General features: G+C 36.7%; 22 protein-coding genes. 21 read left to right on the top strand and 1 reads right to left on the bottom strand.

Annotation, left to right across the window (positions count from 1 at the left end; translation table 11 throughout):
• Positions 1–15: 15 nt before the first annotated feature.
• Positions 16–915, bottom strand: a complete 900-nt coding sequence (locus RNZ47_RS01820) for a helix-turn-helix transcriptional regulator (RefSeq protein ID WP_311935524.1) — start codon at positions 913–915, stop codon at positions 16–18.
• A gap of 188 nt (positions 916–1,103) precedes the next feature.
• Here RNZ47_RS01820 and hemA point away from each other — a divergent pair, with 188 nt between their 5' ends.
• The 21 genes from hemA to RNZ47_RS01715 all read left to right on the top strand — a co-directional run bounded on the left by hemA (position 1,104) and on the right by RNZ47_RS01715 (position 18,474).
• On the top strand, positions 1,104–2,369 hold the full coding sequence (gene hemA, locus RNZ47_RS01815; protein WP_311935522.1) for a glutamyl-tRNA reductase: 1,266 nt from the start codon (positions 1,104–1,106) through the stop codon (positions 2,367–2,369).
• Positions 2,362–3,939: a hydroxymethylbilane synthase gene (gene hemC, locus RNZ47_RS01810; protein WP_311935521.1), complete on the top strand. Its 1,578-nt coding sequence runs from the start codon at positions 2,362–2,364 to the stop codon at positions 3,937–3,939. The genes hemA and hemC overlap by 8 nt, the downstream gene beginning before the upstream one ends.
• A gap of 105 nt (positions 3,940–4,044) precedes the next feature.
• On the top strand, positions 4,045–5,076 hold the full coding sequence (hemE, locus tag RNZ47_RS01805) for a uroporphyrinogen decarboxylase (RefSeq protein ID WP_311935519.1): 1,032 nt from the start codon (positions 4,045–4,047) through the stop codon (positions 5,074–5,076).
• A gap of 120 nt (positions 5,077–5,196) precedes the next feature.
• Positions 5,197–5,955 (top strand): EI24 domain-containing protein, encoded by a 759-nt coding sequence (locus RNZ47_RS01800; protein ID WP_311935517.1) that lies wholly within the window; start codon positions 5,197–5,199, stop codon positions 5,953–5,955.
• Positions 5,945–6,487, top strand: a complete 543-nt coding sequence (locus tag RNZ47_RS01795) for a GNAT family N-acetyltransferase (RefSeq protein WP_311935515.1) — start codon at positions 5,945–5,947, stop codon at positions 6,485–6,487. Before RNZ47_RS01800 ends, RNZ47_RS01795 begins: the two co-directional genes overlap by 11 nt.
• Before the next feature lie 2 nt (positions 6,488–6,489).
• Positions 6,490–7,392 (top strand): oxygen-dependent coproporphyrinogen oxidase, encoded by a 903-nt coding sequence (gene hemF, locus RNZ47_RS01790; protein WP_311935513.1) that lies wholly within the window; start codon positions 6,490–6,492, stop codon positions 7,390–7,392.
• 61 nt (positions 7,393–7,453) lie between these two features.
• Entirely contained in the window at positions 7,454–8,446 is a 993-nt protein-coding gene (gene hemB, locus RNZ47_RS01785) for a porphobilinogen synthase (RefSeq protein WP_311937469.1), read from the top strand.
• 98 nt (positions 8,447–8,544) lie between these two features.
• On the top strand, positions 8,545–9,834 hold the full coding sequence (locus RNZ47_RS01780) for a serine hydrolase domain-containing protein (RefSeq protein ID WP_311935510.1): 1,290 nt from the start codon (positions 8,545–8,547) through the stop codon (positions 9,832–9,834).
• A gap of 46 nt (positions 9,835–9,880) precedes the next feature.
• Complete coding sequence (locus RNZ47_RS01775) at positions 9,881–10,999, top strand: CNNM domain-containing protein (RefSeq protein WP_311935508.1); 1,119 nt, start codon at positions 9,881–9,883, stop codon at positions 10,997–10,999.
• Between the two features lie 84 nt (positions 11,000–11,083).
• A complete protein-coding gene (locus RNZ47_RS01770) occupies positions 11,084–11,566 on the top strand; it encodes a methylated-DNA--[protein]-cysteine S-methyltransferase (protein ID WP_311935506.1) in 483 nt (160 codons plus the stop codon).
• A gap of 53 nt (positions 11,567–11,619) precedes the next feature.
• The gene (locus RNZ47_RS01765) at positions 11,620–12,777 is read left to right on the top strand and encodes a serine hydrolase domain-containing protein (protein WP_311935504.1); all 1,158 of its coding nucleotides are present in this window, start codon (positions 11,620–11,622) and stop codon (positions 12,775–12,777) included.
• Entirely contained in the window at positions 12,767–13,480 is a 714-nt protein-coding gene (locus RNZ47_RS01760) for a 3'-5' exonuclease (protein WP_311935502.1), read from the top strand. The genes RNZ47_RS01765 and RNZ47_RS01760 overlap by 11 nt, the downstream gene beginning before the upstream one ends.
• Before the next feature lie 22 nt (positions 13,481–13,502).
• On the top strand, positions 13,503–13,913 hold the full coding sequence (locus tag RNZ47_RS01755) for a response regulator transcription factor (RefSeq protein ID WP_311935500.1): 411 nt from the start codon (positions 13,503–13,505) through the stop codon (positions 13,911–13,913).
• A gap of 77 nt (positions 13,914–13,990) precedes the next feature.
• The gene (locus RNZ47_RS01750) at positions 13,991–14,362 is read left to right on the top strand and encodes a VOC family protein (protein ID WP_311935498.1); all 372 of its coding nucleotides are present in this window, start codon (positions 13,991–13,993) and stop codon (positions 14,360–14,362) included.
• Between the two features lie 163 nt (positions 14,363–14,525).
• Positions 14,526–14,987: a DUF4199 domain-containing protein gene (locus RNZ47_RS01745; RefSeq protein ID WP_311935496.1), complete on the top strand. Its 462-nt coding sequence runs from the start codon at positions 14,526–14,528 to the stop codon at positions 14,985–14,987.
• Positions 14,988–14,992: 5 nt separating this feature from the next.
• Positions 14,993–15,457: a DUF1801 domain-containing protein gene (locus RNZ47_RS01740; RefSeq protein ID WP_311935495.1), complete on the top strand. Its 465-nt coding sequence runs from the start codon at positions 14,993–14,995 to the stop codon at positions 15,455–15,457.
• Positions 15,454–15,840: a VOC family protein gene (locus RNZ47_RS01735; protein ID WP_311935493.1), complete on the top strand. Its 387-nt coding sequence runs from the start codon at positions 15,454–15,456 to the stop codon at positions 15,838–15,840. Before RNZ47_RS01740 ends, RNZ47_RS01735 begins: the two co-directional genes overlap by 4 nt.
• A 157-nt stretch (positions 15,841–15,997) precedes the next feature.
• Complete coding sequence (locus tag RNZ47_RS01730; RefSeq protein ID WP_311935491.1) at positions 15,998–16,762, top strand: sulfite exporter TauE/SafE family protein; 765 nt, start codon at positions 15,998–16,000, stop codon at positions 16,760–16,762.
• Between the two features lie 118 nt (positions 16,763–16,880).
• Complete coding sequence (locus tag RNZ47_RS01725; protein ID WP_311935490.1) at positions 16,881–17,342, top strand: NINE protein; 462 nt, start codon at positions 16,881–16,883, stop codon at positions 17,340–17,342.
• 181 nt (positions 17,343–17,523) lie between these two features.
• Entirely contained in the window at positions 17,524–17,847 is a 324-nt protein-coding gene (locus RNZ47_RS01720; protein ID WP_311937466.1) for an ArsR/SmtB family transcription factor, read from the top strand.
• Positions 17,848–17,952: 105 nt separating this feature from the next.
• Entirely contained in the window at positions 17,953–18,474 is a 522-nt protein-coding gene (locus RNZ47_RS01715; protein WP_311935488.1) for a DUF6428 family protein, read from the top strand.
• Positions 18,475–18,549 lie beyond the last annotated feature (75 nt).

Raw genomic sequence — 18,549 nt, 5'->3', positions numbered from 1 at the left:
AACCTTGCAGGACTTTTATGCCTGAGACATTAAATATTTTTTTGGTGTCGTGCCGTATTTCTTTTTAAAAGCAGCGATAAAATGGCTGGATGTGCTGTAGCCTACTTTATGCCCAACTTCGGTAACATTGTGGTCGCCGGTTTCCAATAATTTTCTGGCGAACTCCATTTTGTAATCAAATAAAAAGCTAAAAACCGAATCGCCATAAATTTGTTTAAAGCCTTCTTTCAGCTTTTTTAAATTCAATCCTATTTCATCGGCAAGCTCTTGTAAACTTGGTGGTTCGGCCATTCTGGAAATAATAATATCTTTTGCTTTACGTATTTTAATAACGTTGGTTTCATCCACTAAAAACGGACATTGTTCAATATCGGCATCTTCACTTCTATTAAAGTACAAACTTAATAATTCAAAAGCTTTTCCTTTAAAATAAAGACTTTTTATAGATTGATTTAGATTGAAACTTATTAACTGGTTTAAAACAATGGCCATTGATGGCGAAATAACACCGTCTTTATAGTATTTTTTATCTCGGTTATCTTCATTTAAAAATGAAATATAATCGGCTTCTTGAGAGAACAAACCATGAAATTTTTTAATTGAAATCATTAAAGATACCATCCACGAATTAGGATTCACCTCTAAATTGATGGGTAAATCGCGTTGCGGATTGTAAAGCAACAACGAGTTTTCTTCCTGAATATTTAAAGCATATCGGCCTTCGTTAAAAAGAAACTTACTTAGCCCCTTTACACAAAAATGAAATTGAATGTAATCGCAATCAATAGCTCGGGTAACTTTTTCAACTTGGTTGCTGTCATTTTTATAGGTAAAAACTAAAAAGCCATCATCTACTTGAGTCTCGGTAAAAGATCTTTCAGCGACATTTTTTTTTGCAATTTCTTGGTTATTCATTCTACTTTATTTAGATTCATTCTAAACTAATTGGTCAAAACCCATTGATTTCACTGCAAAAATATGATATTTATCATATAATTTTTAAAAAAACGGTTAAAAAACCACAAACGATATTAAAAGTTCTTTTAGCGTTGTTTTTATTCTAATCATAAATATACATTTGCTAAGGAAATTACAAAACACTAATGCAGAAATACAATATATCAAGAAGTAGCTACTTTTATTCCATTGGGTTAAGCTATAAAAAAGCCGATGCCGAAATACGAGGGCGTTTTAGTTTGGACGACGATGCTAAAATAGCATTGATGAACCAAGCTAAAGCCAATGATATTGAGAGTTTAATAGTAACTTCTACGTGTAACCGAACAGAAATCTATGGTTTTGCACAACATCCTTTTCAACTTATCCAATTGCTTTGCGATAATACGAGGGGGACTGTTGACGAGTTTCAAAAAGTAGCTTACGTTTATAAAAACAAAGAAGCCATTGCGCACATGTTTCGTGTGGGCTCGGGCTTAGACAGCCAAATTTTGGGCGATTTCGAAATTATTAGTCAGCTTAAAAAAAGCGCGAAACTGTCCAGGAAATTCGGGTTGTTCAATCATTTTTCAGAGCGTTTGGTAAATGCTGTTATTCAAGCGAGCAAGCGTATTAAAACCGAAACCAATATTTCGTCCGGTGCTACTTCGGTGTCATTTGCTTCAGTTCAGTATATTTTAAATACCATTGAAAACGTTTCAAATAAAAATATCTTGCTTTTTGGAACCGGAAAAATAGGCAGAAATACCTGTGAGAATTTGGTTAAACACACCAAAAACGAGCAAATCACCCTAATTAACAGAACGAAGGATAAGGCCGAAAAAATTGCAGGTAAGTTTAATTTGGTGGTTAAGGATTATGCCAATTTACAGGAAGAAATTAATTCTTCGGGGATATTGATTGTCGCTACCGGTGCGCAGCGTCCAACTATAGATAAACACCTGATTAACACCAACAAGCCGCTTTTAATTTTAGATTTGTCGATTCCTAAAAATGTGGATGAAAACGTAACCGAATTGGAAAATGTATCGCTGGTGCATTTAGATCACTTATCAAAATTAACCGATCAAACCTTGGAGGAAAGAAAAAAGCACATTCCATTGGCTGAATCTATTATTGAAGAAGTTAATACCGAATTTAATGATTGGCTGGAAACCCGAAAATTTGCACCAACAATTAAAGCTTTAAAGCATAAGCTTAACGATTTTAAAGTGGCCGAATTGGATACGCAACGTAAAAAACTATCGGACTTTAATGAAAAGCAAGCTGAAATAATTAGCAATAATATCATTCAAAAAATTACAAATCATTTTGCGCATCATTTAAAAGATGACAGCATTTCTACGGACGAGAGTCTCGACCTTATTAAAAAAGTATTTCAGCTAGAAGAATCTACAAAAACAAATGTCTAAAATCATAAAAATTGGTACGCGCGATAGTGAATTAGCACTATGGCAAGCTAAATCCGTACAACAACAACTCGAAAATTTAGGTCATAAAACAGAATTGGTGCCTGTAAAATCTACAGGCGATTTGGTTTTAGACCGACCCTTATATCAATTGGGCATTACGGGTATTTTTACAAGAACCCTAGATATTGCTATGTTGAATAACGACATCGATATTGCCGTTCATTCCTCAAAAGATGTGCCTACCTTGTTGCCAAAAGGCATCGTACAGGCCGCCGTAATAAAGCGCGGTAACGTTAACGACACCCTGGTTTTTAAAAACAACGAGGAGTTTTTAAGCGCCAAACACGCCACCATCGCAACCGGTAGTTTACGCCGAAAAGCGCAATGGCTCAACAGATATCCAACGCATACCATTGCAGACATTCGCGGTAATGTGAATTCCCGACTGCAAAAACTTAAGGATAACGAGGATTGGAACGGTACTATTTTCGCAGCAGCAGGTATTGGGCGTATTGGCGTAAGACCCGAAGAAGCCATTAATTTAGATTGGATGATTCCTGCGCCGGCACAGGGCGCTATAATGATTACGGCTTTGGAGGACGACGAAGAAGTTAGAGCCATTTGCAGAGAACTTAATCACGAGGAAACTGAAATTTGCATCAATATTGAACGTGAGTTTTTAAATAGACTCGAGGGAGGTTGTACAGCACCCATTGGCGCACTCGCATATATAAAAAACGAAGAAGTTAATTTTAAAGGCGTACTGCTAAGTGAAGACGGCACCAAAAGAATTGATGTTACCCGCGTTAAAAAATTGGGAGAGCACGAAGACATGGCAAAGTATTGTGCCGATTTTGTTATCGAGCGTGGTGGCAAACGCTTAATGGACACCATTAAACGGTCTACCAAAAAAACCAACGTTTATTCCACCAAATCGCTTACCGAAAGCCAGCGTCTTTTGTTTCATCAAAAAGTAAAGGCCGAAAGCATCGATTTTATAAAAATAAGCCTAAACAGAATTCACCCAAGGCTTTTAAAGAATGAAATTGAAAATGTAATCATCACTAGTAAAAATGCCGTTGAATCTTTAATTACCAACTATTCAGCAGCCGAATTACAGTTTAAAAATATTTATTGTGTGGGCAGACGCACCAAGCGTTTGGTAGAACAGAAAATTGGTAAAGTAACCCATTCCGAAAAAAACGCTAAAGCCCTAGCCGAATATTTAGTGGAATTTATGGATGGTACCGAAGTTACTTATTTCTGCAGTGATTTAAGATTGGACGATTTGCCTAATATTTTGGAGGAAAACAACATTGAAGTTAACGAAGTTGAAGCGTACCAAACCAAATATGATGGTGTAAAAGTTAACGATTCTATTGAAGGCGTTATGTTTTATAGCCCTTCAACCGTGCAGGGTTTTGTTAAAGAAAACAACGCCGAAGTCATTGCATTTTGCATTGGCCAAAGCACAGCAAAAGAAGCGAAAAAACACTTTAACGACGTTAGGGTTGCCAAAGTACCAACTGTTGAAAGTGTGATAGAGTTGGTAAACGAGCATTATGTTTAACATATATCCTGCAAGGTTTTTAAAACCTTGTAGGTATGATAAAAAGAATTCCTTTCCATCCCGATAATTATTGGGAGTAATCGGATTCGCAGGAATGAAAAAACCATGATAAAAAACGATTTATTTTTAAGAGCATTAAAAGGAGAAACTGTTAATCGTCCACCCGTTTGGATGATGCGTCAAGCCGGAAGGTATTTACCGGAATTTATGGCCATCCGAGAAAAGTACGATTTCTTTACAAGATGCCGAACGCCAGAGTTGGCCAGCGAAATTACGGTACAACCCATACGCCGTTACGGTATGGATGCCGCCATTTTATTTAGCGACATTTTGGTTATTCCGCAGGCCATGAATATCGAGGTGCAAATGAAACCAAATTTTGGCCCGTATTTACCCAATCCGGTGCGTACCCAAAAGGATGTCGATAATGTTATTGTACCCGATGTTACGGTAGAATTAGACTATGTGTACCAAGCCATAAAAGCCACTAAGGAATTATTGAATAACGATATTCCGCTAATAGGTTTTGCAGGCTCACCATGGACCATTTTGTGCTATTGCGTGCAAGGTCAAGGTAGCAAAACCTTCGATAAAGCCAAAGAATTTTGTTTTACAAATCCCGTGGCGGCACATCAATTATTGCAAAAAATCACCGATACCACCATTGCATATTTAAAAGAAAAAGTAAAAGCAGGTGTTAACGCCGTACAGATTTTCGATTCATGGGGTGGCATGCTATCGCCAACCGATTATCAAGAATTTTCGTGGCAGTATATCAATCAAATTATTGAAGCCTTAAAAGACGATGCGCCGGTTATTGCCTTTGGTAAAGGCTGTTGGTTCGCACTTGGCGACATGGCAAAATCCAACGCATCCGCATTGGGTATCGATTGGACCTGCTCGCCACAAAACGCGCGTTATTTAACGGGCGGAAACATTACGTTACAAGGTAATTTCGATCCGTCGCGTTTGCTATCGCCACCGGCTCTAATCAAGAAAATGGTGCACCAAATGATAACCGATTTTGGCAAAGACAAATACATTGTAAACCTAGGTCACGGTATTTTGCCACACATTCCGTTAGATAACGCCAAGGCGTTTATAGATGCCGTAAAGGAATATAAAAGCCCCTCTTAATCTCCCCGAGGGGAGAAACCACAAAGCGTGGGTGTAACGTCAATTAATTGGTTTTTATTATTTTAATAGCTTTAAACGTAATTAATTCCCTCTCCAAAGGAGAGGGCTAGGGAGAGGCCTATGATAAAAAATATTATTTCAAGCATTAAAGCATACTTCGGTGCGTTTAGTTTAATATCCAAGCTAAAACTCTGGAAATATTTTGCCGTACCAATGCTTATTAGTTTTTTAACTGCTACAGTCTTCATTTGGACAGCGTTTAGCTATTCAGATAATATTGTGGATTATATTACAAGTTTAATTCCTGGATGGAGCACATCAATAGGTTGGGTTTCTAAAATTTTTTATTTTGTATTTGCAATAGCAATTTTAGGAATTGGTTTTATCCTTTACAAACACATCATAATGGCATTATCGGCACCATTTATGAGTCCCGTGTCCGAAAAAATCGAAGCATATCTAACAGGAAAACAAGAGCATTCACACAGAAACACATCGTTTTTTCAGCAACTTTGGCGCGGTTTACGTATTAATATTCGTAACCTGTTCATGGAAATTATTCTAACTATTTTAATATTAATCATCAGCATAATTCCTGTTATTGGTTGGATTACCTCTATATTGCTCTTCGTCGTTCAAGCGTACTATGCAGGATTTGGTAATATGGATTACACCTTAGAACGCCATTATAAATACGCAGACAGTGTAAAATTCGTTCGCAAGCATCGTGGTTTGGCTATTGGTAACGGCTTGGTTTTTATGGGGTTTCTTTTTATTCCGGTAATTGGTGTTATTTTAGTGCTGCCTTTATCGGTAACCGCAGCTACCCTAAAAACCGTTGAAGCCTTGCAACCTAAACAAATTGAACGTGCTATTTGATTTAGAATCATATTATCTCCAACCGATTAAAACCCGAGACGCTTGGGCACTTTGCGATTTTATAATTTCAAATGAAGACCGATTAAAACGCTATTTCCCTAAAACCTTAGAACAGAATTTAACACCGGATTTGTCGAAGGTTTTTGTTGAAAAAAAAGTGAAACAATTCCGATTAAAAGAAGAGTTTTTATTCACTTTAAAAGAAAAAAGCACCCAGCAATTAGTAGGCTTAATCTATATAAAAGAAATCGATCCCATTAAAAAACAAGGGGAGTTTGCTTATTGCATCGGTTACCCGTTTGAAGATAAAGGGCTAGCGAGCAAATCGGTAAAATTATTAACGGAATTCGCTTTTAAGGATTTGGGTTTAAAAACGCTCCAGATTATTGCACATAAAACAAATTTAGCAAGTGTTAAAGTGGCCGAAAACTGTGGTTTTATTTGGAAAAAAACACTTAAAAATGAGTTTACGCCAAGTGGTGAATTACCTTTAGATATGGAGCTTTATGAGCTTTATTTTGAAAATGAATGAAAATGAAAAACAAATTCTACCAATACATACAAGATTTACAAGACACCATGACGTCAAAGTTAGAAGCTATTGATGGCAAAGCCAAATTTCAAGAAGATATTTGGAAACGACCGGAAGGCGGCGGCGGACGAACACGCGTTATCGAAAACGGTCATGTTTTCGAAAAAGGCGGAGTAAATATTTCGGGTGTACATGGCAAATTACCCAAATCGATGCAAGCTTATTTTAAGGTTGGCGATGTCGATTTTTTTGCCTGCGGACTAAGCTTGGTTTTACATCCTGAAAATCCTATGGTGCCAACCGTACATGCCAATTGGCGCTATTTTGAAATGTACAATAAAGACGGTGACATTATTGATAGCTGGTTTGGTGGCGGACAGGATTTAACGCCGTATTACCTATTTGAAGCAGATGCAAAACACTTTCATCAAACCTGTAAAACAGCCTGCGATAATCACAATCCGGAGTTTTACCAAACCTACAAAAAACGTTGCGATGAGTATTTTTATAATGCCCACAGAAATGAAGGTAGAGGTGTTGGCGGTTTGTTTTTCGATTATTGCAAAGCTTCAGAAACCATGACCATGGAAAATTGGTATAACTTTGTTACCGAAGTTGGCGATAGTTTCCTTGAGGCATATGTGCCCATCGTTGAAAAACGAAAAGATTTACCATACACAAAAGAACAACGCAATTGGCAGGAAATTCGTCGCGGGCGTTATGTGGAGTTTAATTTGGTACACGACAAAGGCACGCTTTTCGGATTAAAAACCAACGGCCGCATAGAAAGTATTTTAATGAGTTTGCCGCCGCATGTACAATGGGTCTACGACCACCATCCGGAAGCTGGAAGCGACGAGAAAAAATTAATTGAAGTGCTTAAAAATCCTAAAGATTGGGTTTAACACAAATTAAAAATCAAATGTCAGGTTGAGCGCAGTCGAAACCTATCAAAATATAAAAACCATGTACCCATTAAGAAGAAACCGAAGATTAAGAACCAACGAAGCCATTCGTAGCTTGGTTCGTGAAACCATAATCACGCCAAACGATTTTTTAGTCCCACTTTTTGTTGTTGAAGGCAAAGGCATTAAAGAAGAAATCGCATCGATGCCCAATTACTTTCGATATAGTTTGGATTTATTGGAAAACGAAGTGAAAGACCTTTGGAAACTGGGATTAAAATCGGTGCTGCTTTTTGTGAAAGTGCCCGATAATTTAAAAGATAATAAAGGAAAAGAAGCTTTAAACAAAAACGGATTGATGCAACGCGCCATTAAAACCGTAAAAAATGTGTGCCCCGATATGTTGGTCATGACCGATGTGGCACTCGACCCATATTCCATGTACGGGCACGATGGCATTATTGAAAACGGTGTTATTGTTAACGACGACACCGCGGAATTTCTCGCAGAAATGAGCATTTCACACGCCAAAGCCGGTGCTAATTTTGTGGCGCCAAGCGATATGATGGACGGGCGCATTTTAACCATTCGTGAAGCTTTGGAAGAGGAAGGGTATCCGGACACCGGTATTATGAGTTACTCGGCAAAATACGCCTCGGCATTTTACGGCCCTTTTCGAGATGCTTTGGATTCTGCTCCGGTAGATTTAAAAGATATTCCGAAAGACAAAAAAACCTATCAAATGGATGTTGCCAATCGGCATGAAGCACTTAGGGAAACCGAAATGGATATTGATGAAGGCGCCGATATTGTGATGGTAAAACCCGGTATGGCTTATTTAGACATTTTACGCGATATTAAAAATGAATTTGATGTGCCGGTTGCCGTATATCAAGTTTCGGGCGAATATGCCATGATTAAAGCTGCTGCCGAAAAAGGTTGGTTAAACCACGACCAAATTATGATGGAAACCACCACCGCTTTTAAACGCGCTGGCGCCGATGTGATTGCAAGTTACTTTGCAAAGGATATAGTTAAACTCATTAATCGATAACATAAATTATAAATTAATCCATTATTTTGTTACCCTGAGCGCAGTCGAAGGGTTGTAAAATTGATTTCGTAACTTTCAAGTCCATAATTTGTTTTCATATGATTCGTTTTAAAATTTTATCGCTGTGCTGCTTTTTATTTGGCATGCAATCAATAAATGCCCAATTAAGCTACGATACGCCAGAATCTGTTGGGCTCGATTCAATTTATATAAAAACGAATGTCGACTCTATAATGCGCGATGCCATTATTCAAAAAGCATTCCCAGGTGCACAACTACTGGTTGCCAAACAAGGTAAAATCATATTCCATGAAGCTTACGGGTTTCATACCTACGACAGCATTCAAAAAGTAAATTTAAACGATGTTTACGATTTAGCATCGGTTACCAAAATAGCAGGCCCATTACCGGCTTTAATGAAGCTTTACGAAATGGGTAAATTAGATTTAGATGCGCCTTTTAGCACCTATTGGAAAGACTGGAAACATAAAAAGGATAAAAAAGATATTACGCTCAGGGAACTGTTGGCACACCAATCGGGTATAAAGCCTTATATCGTTTTTTTAGCTGAGGTTTATAAAAACGGTAAAGTGAAAAAGCGATTCATTAAAACCGAAAAAAGCAAACGTTTTTCAAGCCAATATTACAGCGATATGTATGTGAAAAACAGGTTCAAAAATAAAATTTACCGACATATAAAACGGGTTAAGGCCGATGGCAAAAAAGAGTATTTATACTCGGGTGTTGCCTCATTGATTTATCCGCAAATAATAGAAGACATTACGGGCGTGCCTTACACAACATATCTTCAAGATAATTTTTACAAACCGTTGGGTTGCACGACGCTTGGGTATCTTCCAAAAGAGAAAAACTTTAAAAACGCCATTGTTCCCACAGAAATCGATACGGTGTTTAGAAAAACCTTGGTAAACGGTTGGGTGCACGACGATAATGCAGCACTTTTAGGCGGTATTTCCGGTAATGCGGGCTTGTTTGGTAGCGCAACCGATTTGGCTAAATTTATGCAAATGCTGGTGCAAAACGGCACTTATGCCAACAAACAGTATTTTAAACCCGAAACGGTAAAGGAGTTTACCCGAATTCAATATCCGGAAAATAACAACCGCCGAGGCCTTGGGTTCGATAAACCAATAATTGGTAACGATACGTTGAGTATTAAAGAGGCTTATCCTGCGCCACAAGTAAGTCCGGAAAGCTTTGGTCACGCCGGTTTTACGGGTACTTTTGTTTGGGCAGACCCTAAAAACGAGCTTGTTTTTGTATTTCTTTCCAATCGGGTTTATCCAAGCCGAACGCATCGAAATATTTACACTTTAAATATAAGGCCCAAATTGCAACAATTATTTTATACAGCTATAAAAGATTAAACCAAAACTCATAAATTATTAGTACTTTAGACCTTTAATTTATCTTATGGGATTACTTCTGTTTTACGCTTTTATTTCGGTGTTTTTTTCGTTTTTATGCTCCATTTTAGAGGCTGTTCTATTAAGCGTTACGCCAACATTTATTAATGTAAAAAAGCAAGAGGGTAAAGATTACGCCTTTGCTTTAGAGGCCTTAAAAAAAGATGTAGACAGACCGTTAATTGCCATTCTTACCCTAAATACCATTGCGCACACCGTAGGTGCAATTTTGGTTGGGGTGCAAGCAAAAGCAGCTTATGCCGAAATATACGGTTCGGAAACAAAATCCATTTTTGGCTTTACATTTACCGAAGATTTAATGGTTGGCATAGTTTCTACAATCATGACGATTTTAATATTAGTGGCTTCAGAAATAATACCAAAAACCATTGGTGCAACCTATTGGAAATCATTAGTTAATTTTACCACCAAAGCCTTAAGGGTTTTAATATTTCCTTTAAAATATACGGGCCTACTTTGGTTGCTCCAACTCACCACAAAATTAATAGGAGGCAAAGGCCACGGTAGCATTTTAAGTCGGGAAGGGTTTATAGTTATGACCGATATGGCACACGAAGAAGGCGTTTTTCATGAATCGGAAAGCAAAGTCATTAAAAACCTGTTGACCTTTAAAGAAATTAAGGCCAAGGATGTGATGACGCCGCGAACGGTAATGAAAACCGAAAACGGAAACACCACGGTTGAAGATTTTTTCAATCAGAATTTAAACCTTCGTTTTTCACGGGTTCCCATATTTATTGATACCGAAGACAATATTAAAGGTTTGGTATTAAAGGACGATGTGTTTAAGGAAATGGCGCTTGGAAATGGCCATAAAAAGCTTTACGAACTTAAAAGAAGTATCATTGTTGTTACCCGAAACATGGCTATTCCAACCCTGTTTGAAGAGCTTGTGGAAACCCGAAACCACATGGCTTTGGTAGTTGATGAATACGGTACCGTAAGCGGATTGGTAACCATGGAAGATGTTATTGAAACCTTATTGGGTCTGGAAATTATGGACGAAAGCGATAACGTATCCGATTTACAAGTACAAGCCAGAAAAAATTGGGAAGCCCGAGCCAAAAAACTAGGTATTTTAGACGATATGAATTCCGGGAGTTAATGAAACATACGTTCTTAAAACACGAATTGAAAATATATTTAAAATGAATGTGGCATCTGACAATTATAAAATAAAAATAATCAGATGAAAAGTTGCATCATCAAATCGCCTTTAGGATACACTAAAATAGTTGGTGACCATGATGGTATTACTTCGGTTACGGTTCTAAATAATAAAGATTCAGAAGAAAAAATCACCGATATTATTCCTGTTGAATTAGAAGATTGCGTTATTCAGCTTAATGAATATTTTGAAGGGTCTCGAAAGCAATTCGATTTAAACCTCAACCCAAAAGGCACCGATTTTCAACGGAAAGTTTGGAAAGCATTAGAGCAAATTCCTTACGGTAAAACCCTTTCATATTTAGAATTGTCAAAACAATTGGGCGATGTAAAAGCCATTCGCGCCGTTGCCAATGCCAACGGCAGAAACCCACTCTGGATTATTGTTCCGTGTCATCGTGTTATTGGTAGCGACGGTAGTTTAACCGGTTATGCTGGCGGTTTACATCGAAAAAAATGGCTGTTGGAACACGAAAGTCCGTATAAGCAACAATCGTTATTTTAGTTTACTTAAAACATAAAATTTTTCCTATATTTATTTCAACTAAAATTCTTAAAATGAAATTCCTGAAAAAATTCTTAAAATGGATAGCCATCCTGTTTGGTTTATTGATAATTGTACTTTATGCCACCGATACCGATTATTTGCTTAAAGCGGTTAGAACCATTTACCTTACTGGACATTCTACGGCATATTTAGAAGATTACAAAAAATTCGACAACCAAGTGGTTGAAAACGGCACACCGCAACCCTGGCCAAACCATAAAAATTACAATACCGTTCAAGAGTCCGAAGGTTTAAAACAAATCAACAAAGCCAATGGCACCATTGCTTATGTGATTATAAAAAACGATAGTATTTGGTTTGAAAATTATTACGATGGTTTTAATGAAAACTCTAAAACCAACTCATTTTCCATGGCTAAAAGTTATGTGTCTGGACTTATGGGAAAGGCCATTCAAGAGGGTTATATTAAAAGCTTAGACCAACCCGTTTGCGATTTCTTGCCAGAATTTTGCGAAGGAAAAGCCGCTAAAATGACGGTTGGCGATTTATCTTCCATGGCCTCCGGTACAAATTGGGACGAGCATTATTATTCGCCTTTGTCCATTACAACAAGGGCCTATTTTGATGATGACTTAGAAAAAGTCATGCTCGGTTTAAAAGTGGTTGAAGAACCCGGAAAAGCTTTTAAATATTCAAGTGGCGACACCCAAATGCTGGCTATGGTTATTGAAAAAGCTACAGGTAAAAAACTGTACGATTACTTAACCGAAAGTTTTTGGAAACCTTTGGGAAGCGAAAACCCAACCCTTTGGCAAGTGGATAGTGAAGCGCACGATTTAGTTAAGGCCTATTGTTGTATTGCTAGTAATGCCAAGGATTTTGCACGTTTTGGAAAACTGTATAAAGACCACGGGAAATGGAACGGTAAACAATTGTTGGATTCTGCTTTTGTGGCAAAGTCTATTAAACCCCGATTTAAAAATTACCCGATGTATGGATATGGCATTTGGTTAAAAACCATAGGGAGCAAAAACTTTTTTATGATGCGTGGGCACCTTGGGCAATACGTAATTGTTGAGCCTAATGACAATATCATCATCGTCAGACTTGGACATTCCAAAGGAAACAACAACAAGGTCGGGCAATTTACAGGCGATATTTTTACTTATATTGAAGAAGCTTATAACATGTTGGGTTATGATCTCTAAACTAAACTTAGAAAACATTTTATTTCTGGACATTGAAACTGTTCCAGAGCTACAGCATTTTTCTGATTTAGACGACACCAAACAAGCCCTTTGGGAACAAAAATCGCAGTACCAACGCAAAGACGATTTTACCGCGGAAGAATTTTACGAGCGTGCCGGCATTTGGGCAGAGTTTGGTAAAATAGTTTGTATTTCGGTGGGCTATTTTACACATCAAGGCGATAGCAGAACATTTAGAGTCACGTCTTTTTACGGTGATGAAATTAAAATTCTTAAAGATTTTAAAAACCTTTTAATTTCTCATTTTAGCGAAACCAAACACTTGCTTTGTGCGCACAATGGTAAGGAATTCGACTTTCCGTACATCGCGCGACGCATGATAATCCACAACATCGAGTTGCCGTACAAACTAAATCTGTTCGGCAAAAAACCATGGGAAGTGCCGCATTTAGATACACTGGAGCTCTGGAAATTTGGCGATTACAAAACCTATACCTCTTTAAAATTACTGACCAATGTTTTGGGCATCCCTTCGCCAAAAGATGATATTGATGGAAGCGAAGTCTATCGGGTGTATTATGAAGAAAACGACATAGACCGCATTATTATTTATTGCGAAAAAGATACCATTGCCGTGGCCCAAATATTTTTAAGGTTACGCGGCGATGCGCTTTTGACTGATGATGAAATTATTCATGTTTAAATAGGATTTTCAAAGGTTGTAGATGAAAAAAACCATTGTCATATTTGCACTTCTAATTTTGGCATTGTTGTTAGTGTTTCAAATTGGTAAATACGCCATGGTTTCAGGAGATTTAAAAACAGAAATAGTAGTAGCCGGTATCGCCATTGTTTTCTTTTTTGTTGGAATTTACATAAACAAAAAAAGCCTTCAGAAACAAAACACACCATCAGAAGAAATCAACCATAAAAAAATTGAAGCATTGGGAATCACCAATCGCGAATACGAAGTTTTACAACATATTTCCTTAGGCTTATCCAATAAAGAAATTGCCGATAAATTATACCTTTCAGAAAGCACCATAAAAACGCACGTCTCAAATTTGCTGGTAAAATTAAATGCAAAACGACGCATCCAAGCAATGCAAATCGCAAAAAAATTACAGATTATTTAAAATTCGTACTTTAGTATGAATTCTAAAAAAGAGGGTTAAACTACTTTTAGGGCGATATTAATATTAAAATAAAATTTATGGAATTAGGAGCATTTTCTGCAAGCTTAAATGTGAAAGACATTAATAAATCTAAATCATTTTATGAAGCATTGGGGTTTTCTGTTTTTGCCGGCGACATTGAAATGAATTATTTAATCATGAAAAACGGCAATGCTTTAATTGGTCTTTTTCAAGGCATGTTTGAAAACAACATTTTAACTTTTAATCCTGGTTGGGACGAGAGTGCAAACAAATTGGAGGGGTTTACCGATGTTCGCGAGATTCAAAAACACCTAAAAAGCAAATCCATTGAACTGGAAAGAGAGGCCGACGAAAACACCCAAGGTCCCGCAAGTATTGTGCTGTTCGATCCCGATGGCAACACCATTCTTATCGATCAGCATGTTTAACCCTTACATCAAAAAATGAAATGAACATGAATTTTTTTAATCAAAAAATACACACAGTGTTATGATTAAAACAAATTCATGAGAGAACGAGTGTAGCGAGTGGTTACATCAGTTCTTAAATTTTTAAACAACTTAATAACAGTAAGTTAAAAATTTTAAACAGATGAAAACGACAATAATTAAATACGGGCTTTTTGGCGGCATAACGGGGTTTGTCATTTTTTTATCGCATTTAACATTCGCAAAACATTTAAGCTTTGACACCTTAGAAATATTAGGTTATATTTCAATATTCATTTCATTGTCATTCATTTATTTTGCGATAAAACACTACAGAGATCATGTAAATCAGGGTGTTATTTCGTTAGGAAAAGCGATAACCGTTGGCTTGCTGATTTCAGTTTTAGTGGGAATAGGCATTGGGCTTGCCGATTTTATTTACACCAAATTTTTAAATCCCAATTTTTTTGAGGATTACGCGCAAATGCTAATCGACCAAGGAAGAGGCGATGAGGTTATCGAAATAACAAGCGTCATGGGAGCATTGTTTATGCTGGCATTGGTAACCGTGATTGGGTTTATTATCTCCCTAATTTCAGGATTGATATTACAACGTAAAAATTAAGAATTATGCAATCAAAAGCAACCACACCACAACAGTATTTAGACGAACTTCCAGAAGAAAGAAAAGAAGCTATTGAAAAATTAAGACAGCAAATTTTAAGCAACCTTCCCAAAGGCGTGGAAGAACAAATGAGCTATGGTATGCTGGGTTATGTTATACCACATTCGGTATATCCAGAAGGTTACCATTGCGATACCAGTTTGCCTTTGCCGTTTATGAGTTTAGCATCGCAAAAAAACTTTATAGCCGTTTACAGCATGGTTATTTATGCAAAAAAGGACATTTATGATTGGTTTACAAAAGAATATGCCAAACGCTGTAAGTATAAATTGGATATGGGCAAGAGTTGTATTAGATTAAAAAAAATGAACGATATCCCATATGAACTTATTGGGGAATTAACCGCGAAAATGAGTACCGACGAATGGATTCAACTGTACGAAGACGCGATAAAAAACAGAAAAAAATGAAAAAACGAGTAACAGGAATAGGCGGGTTGTTTTTTAAAACCAAAGACCCAAAAGCATCTAGGGATTGGTACAAAAAACACTTAGGTTTTAATACCGATGATTATGGCTGCACCTTTTGGTGGAAGGATAAAGACGGAAATGATTGCACAACACAATGGAGTGCTTTTGCAGCAGACACCAAGTATTACGAGCCATCAAAAAAAGACTTTATGTTTAATTACAGGGTTGAAAATTTACATGAACTTTTAAAGGTTTTAAAAGAGGAAGGCGTTACTATTGTGGGCGAAGTTGAAGAATACGAATACGGAAAATTTGGCTGGATTTTAGATAACGACGGCAACAAAATAGAACTTTGGGAACCTGTAGATAGTGCTTTTTTGTAAATGCTAAAAAGTTACTTTTAGCGAATAAATTTCCGTTGTCCCGAAGTGTTGGGGTGCATTCCCGAGTGGTCACTGAGCAAAGTCGAAGTGAAATCGGGAAACCTTTATCCGTATTTGAAAAATTCCCGTAATTTGCCTTTTTATTATTTAGACTATATTGACTTATTTAGAAATACTTCAATCATATCATTTAACTGCATTGCAATGGATAGCCATTGGTTTTGCAGTTTTTTTGTTGGGCTTATCTAAATCTGGAATTAAAGGGATTGGGATTGTAATTGTTGTTATACTCGCCTTTGTTTTTGGCGAAAAAGCGTCAACGGGCATTTTGCTTCCCATGTTAATCTGTGCCGATGTTTTCGCTGTAGTTTATTACAACAGGCACGCCCAATGGCATATTATTAAAAAGCTTATCCCATGGATGATAGTTGGTGTTTTAGTGGGCGTTTGGGTTGGTAACGATATTTCCGAGGTCCTTTTTAAAAGGCTCATGGCAATAATTATAATTGCCTCGGTTATTATTATGTTTTACTCAGAAAGCAGAAAATCCAATAAAGTGCCAACCCATAAATTATTTTCAACAGGAACTGGTTTTTTAGCTGGCTTTACAACCATGATTGGTAATTTAGCAGGCCCAATTTCAAACATTTATTTTTTAGCGATGCGCTTTCCTAAAAATGAATTTATTGGTACAGCGGCGTGGTTATTTTTCATTATAAACATCTTCAAACTTCCTTTTCATATTTTTATTTGGAAAACCGTAACTTTAGAATCATTGGTTTTAAATTCGGCGTTAATCCCAGCAGTTATTATAGGGTTTTTCTTGGGCGCATATATTGTCAAGTTAATTTCAAACATAAAATACAGACGCTTTATTTTAATTGTTACAGCAATTGGCGGTGTTATTATGTTGTTTAGATGATTTGTTATTTAAAAGTGATTTGTAACAATTAGCGTATTTTAAATACTAATAGTTTAAGAAATAGTTAATAATGCATAAATTTATTAACTTTATGGTCTAACCAAAATTATTAAATAAAATGTCCGACGAAAAAAATTTAAGCGACGACCTAAACGATATGTTAGGCGATGCTAAAGAAGGTGCAAAAAAAGCTGCCGATAAAGCAGGGGAATTTGCTGAAGATGCTAAAGAAAAAGCAAAAAAACTTGCTGAAGAAGCTAAAGAAACAGCCTCTGAGTTTACCGATAGTGCCAAAGAAACATTTGCTTCCGGTGGAGAAAACAAAAAAATATTGGCAGGAATTTTAGGTATTCTTTTTGGCGGATTGGGAGTTCATAAATTTATTTTGGGTTATAATAAAGAAGGTGGAATCCTTTTAGGAGCAACATTAATAGGTATTCTTTTATCCTGTGTTGGCGTGGGGCTTTTAATTGTTTGGGTGCCCGGTGTTGTAGGTTTTATCGAAGGTATCATTTATCTAACAAAATCTGATGAAGAGTTTTATAACACCTATCAAGTAGGAAAAAAACCTTGGTTTTAATTGAAAAGTAATTCCTCGTTTTTTTAACGAGGTTTCCGTTGAAATTGTCATTCCCCTGAAAACGGGAATCTTAATAAATAAATCTTTAATAAGTTAATTGAAACAAAAAAGCCAAAAAAAATCAATTTTGGCTTTTTTAATTAAATTTAACATCGTAATATTGCAATATATAGATAATGAAATGGGAATTACAAAATCACAGATATTTACCGAACAACAAAACGATTTAGCACAGTTCTTTAAAGTGCTTGGTCATCCTGCGCGTATAGCAATTTTGCAATATATAAGTAATCAGAACGCATGTATCTGCAACGATTTGGTTGAGGAAATCGGGTTAGCACAAGCTACTATTTCTCAGCATTTAAAAGAACTAAAAAGCATTGGTTTGCTTAACGGGGAAGTAGAAGGGAAGAGCATGTGCTATTGCATTAATGTTGACCGATGGAACGAGTTACAAAATCAATTAAATACATTTTTTAACACCACAAAATCCAATTGTTGCTGATGGACTTTAGTTGTCATTCCTGCGCTGTCAGGAATCTTCAAAATTAAAAAGAGAAAATGAATGGATTTCCTCCTTCGAGGGAATGAAAATAAAAATCACTTAATTATGAAAACACAAGAATTATTTAAAATTTTAGAACAGAACAAAGACAAATCTTTGTTATTTGAATACGCGCCAAATAAATGGGTTGGCGCCAACTACCATATTACCGAAGTAAAACATGTTACAATAGACTCTGTAGATTGCGGTGCCCAAACCGATGCTTGGAGAGAAACCATTATACAACTATGGGAAAGTCCGAAGGAAATTGGTAAAACAGAGTACATGTCGGTTTACAAAGCCATGGCCATTCTTAACAAAGTTGGTAAAATGAAACCTTATGCTTTAGAAGCCGAGGTAAAATTTGAATATAGCAATGCAACGTTTAATACAGCACAATTGTTTGTAAACGATTTCGAAATACGCAATAACGACTTAATAGTTAAATTAGCCATCGAAAAAACCGATTGTAAAGCCAAAAGTACTTGCGGTGTTCCGACTGAGCTCAACAGAACCGTTTCTGAAGAAAAGGAGCCGGTTTCAGCTACCGAAGAACCTTGTTGCACACCAAGTGGTAATTGTTGTTAAGTTTAAACGGTTTGCGACCCTACGAATGAAAACTGTTCGTTCTACCTGAATTAAAAAGCAACGCGCTTAAAACAA

The organism is Hwangdonia seohaensis, from assembly GCF_031932625.1.
GTDB classification, from domain to species: Bacteria; Bacteroidota; Bacteroidia; order Flavobacteriales; family Flavobacteriaceae; genus Hwangdonia; species Hwangdonia seohaensis.
Note: the sequence above shows the minus strand (reverse complement) of the source record. Positions and strands in the feature narration are given on the sequence as shown.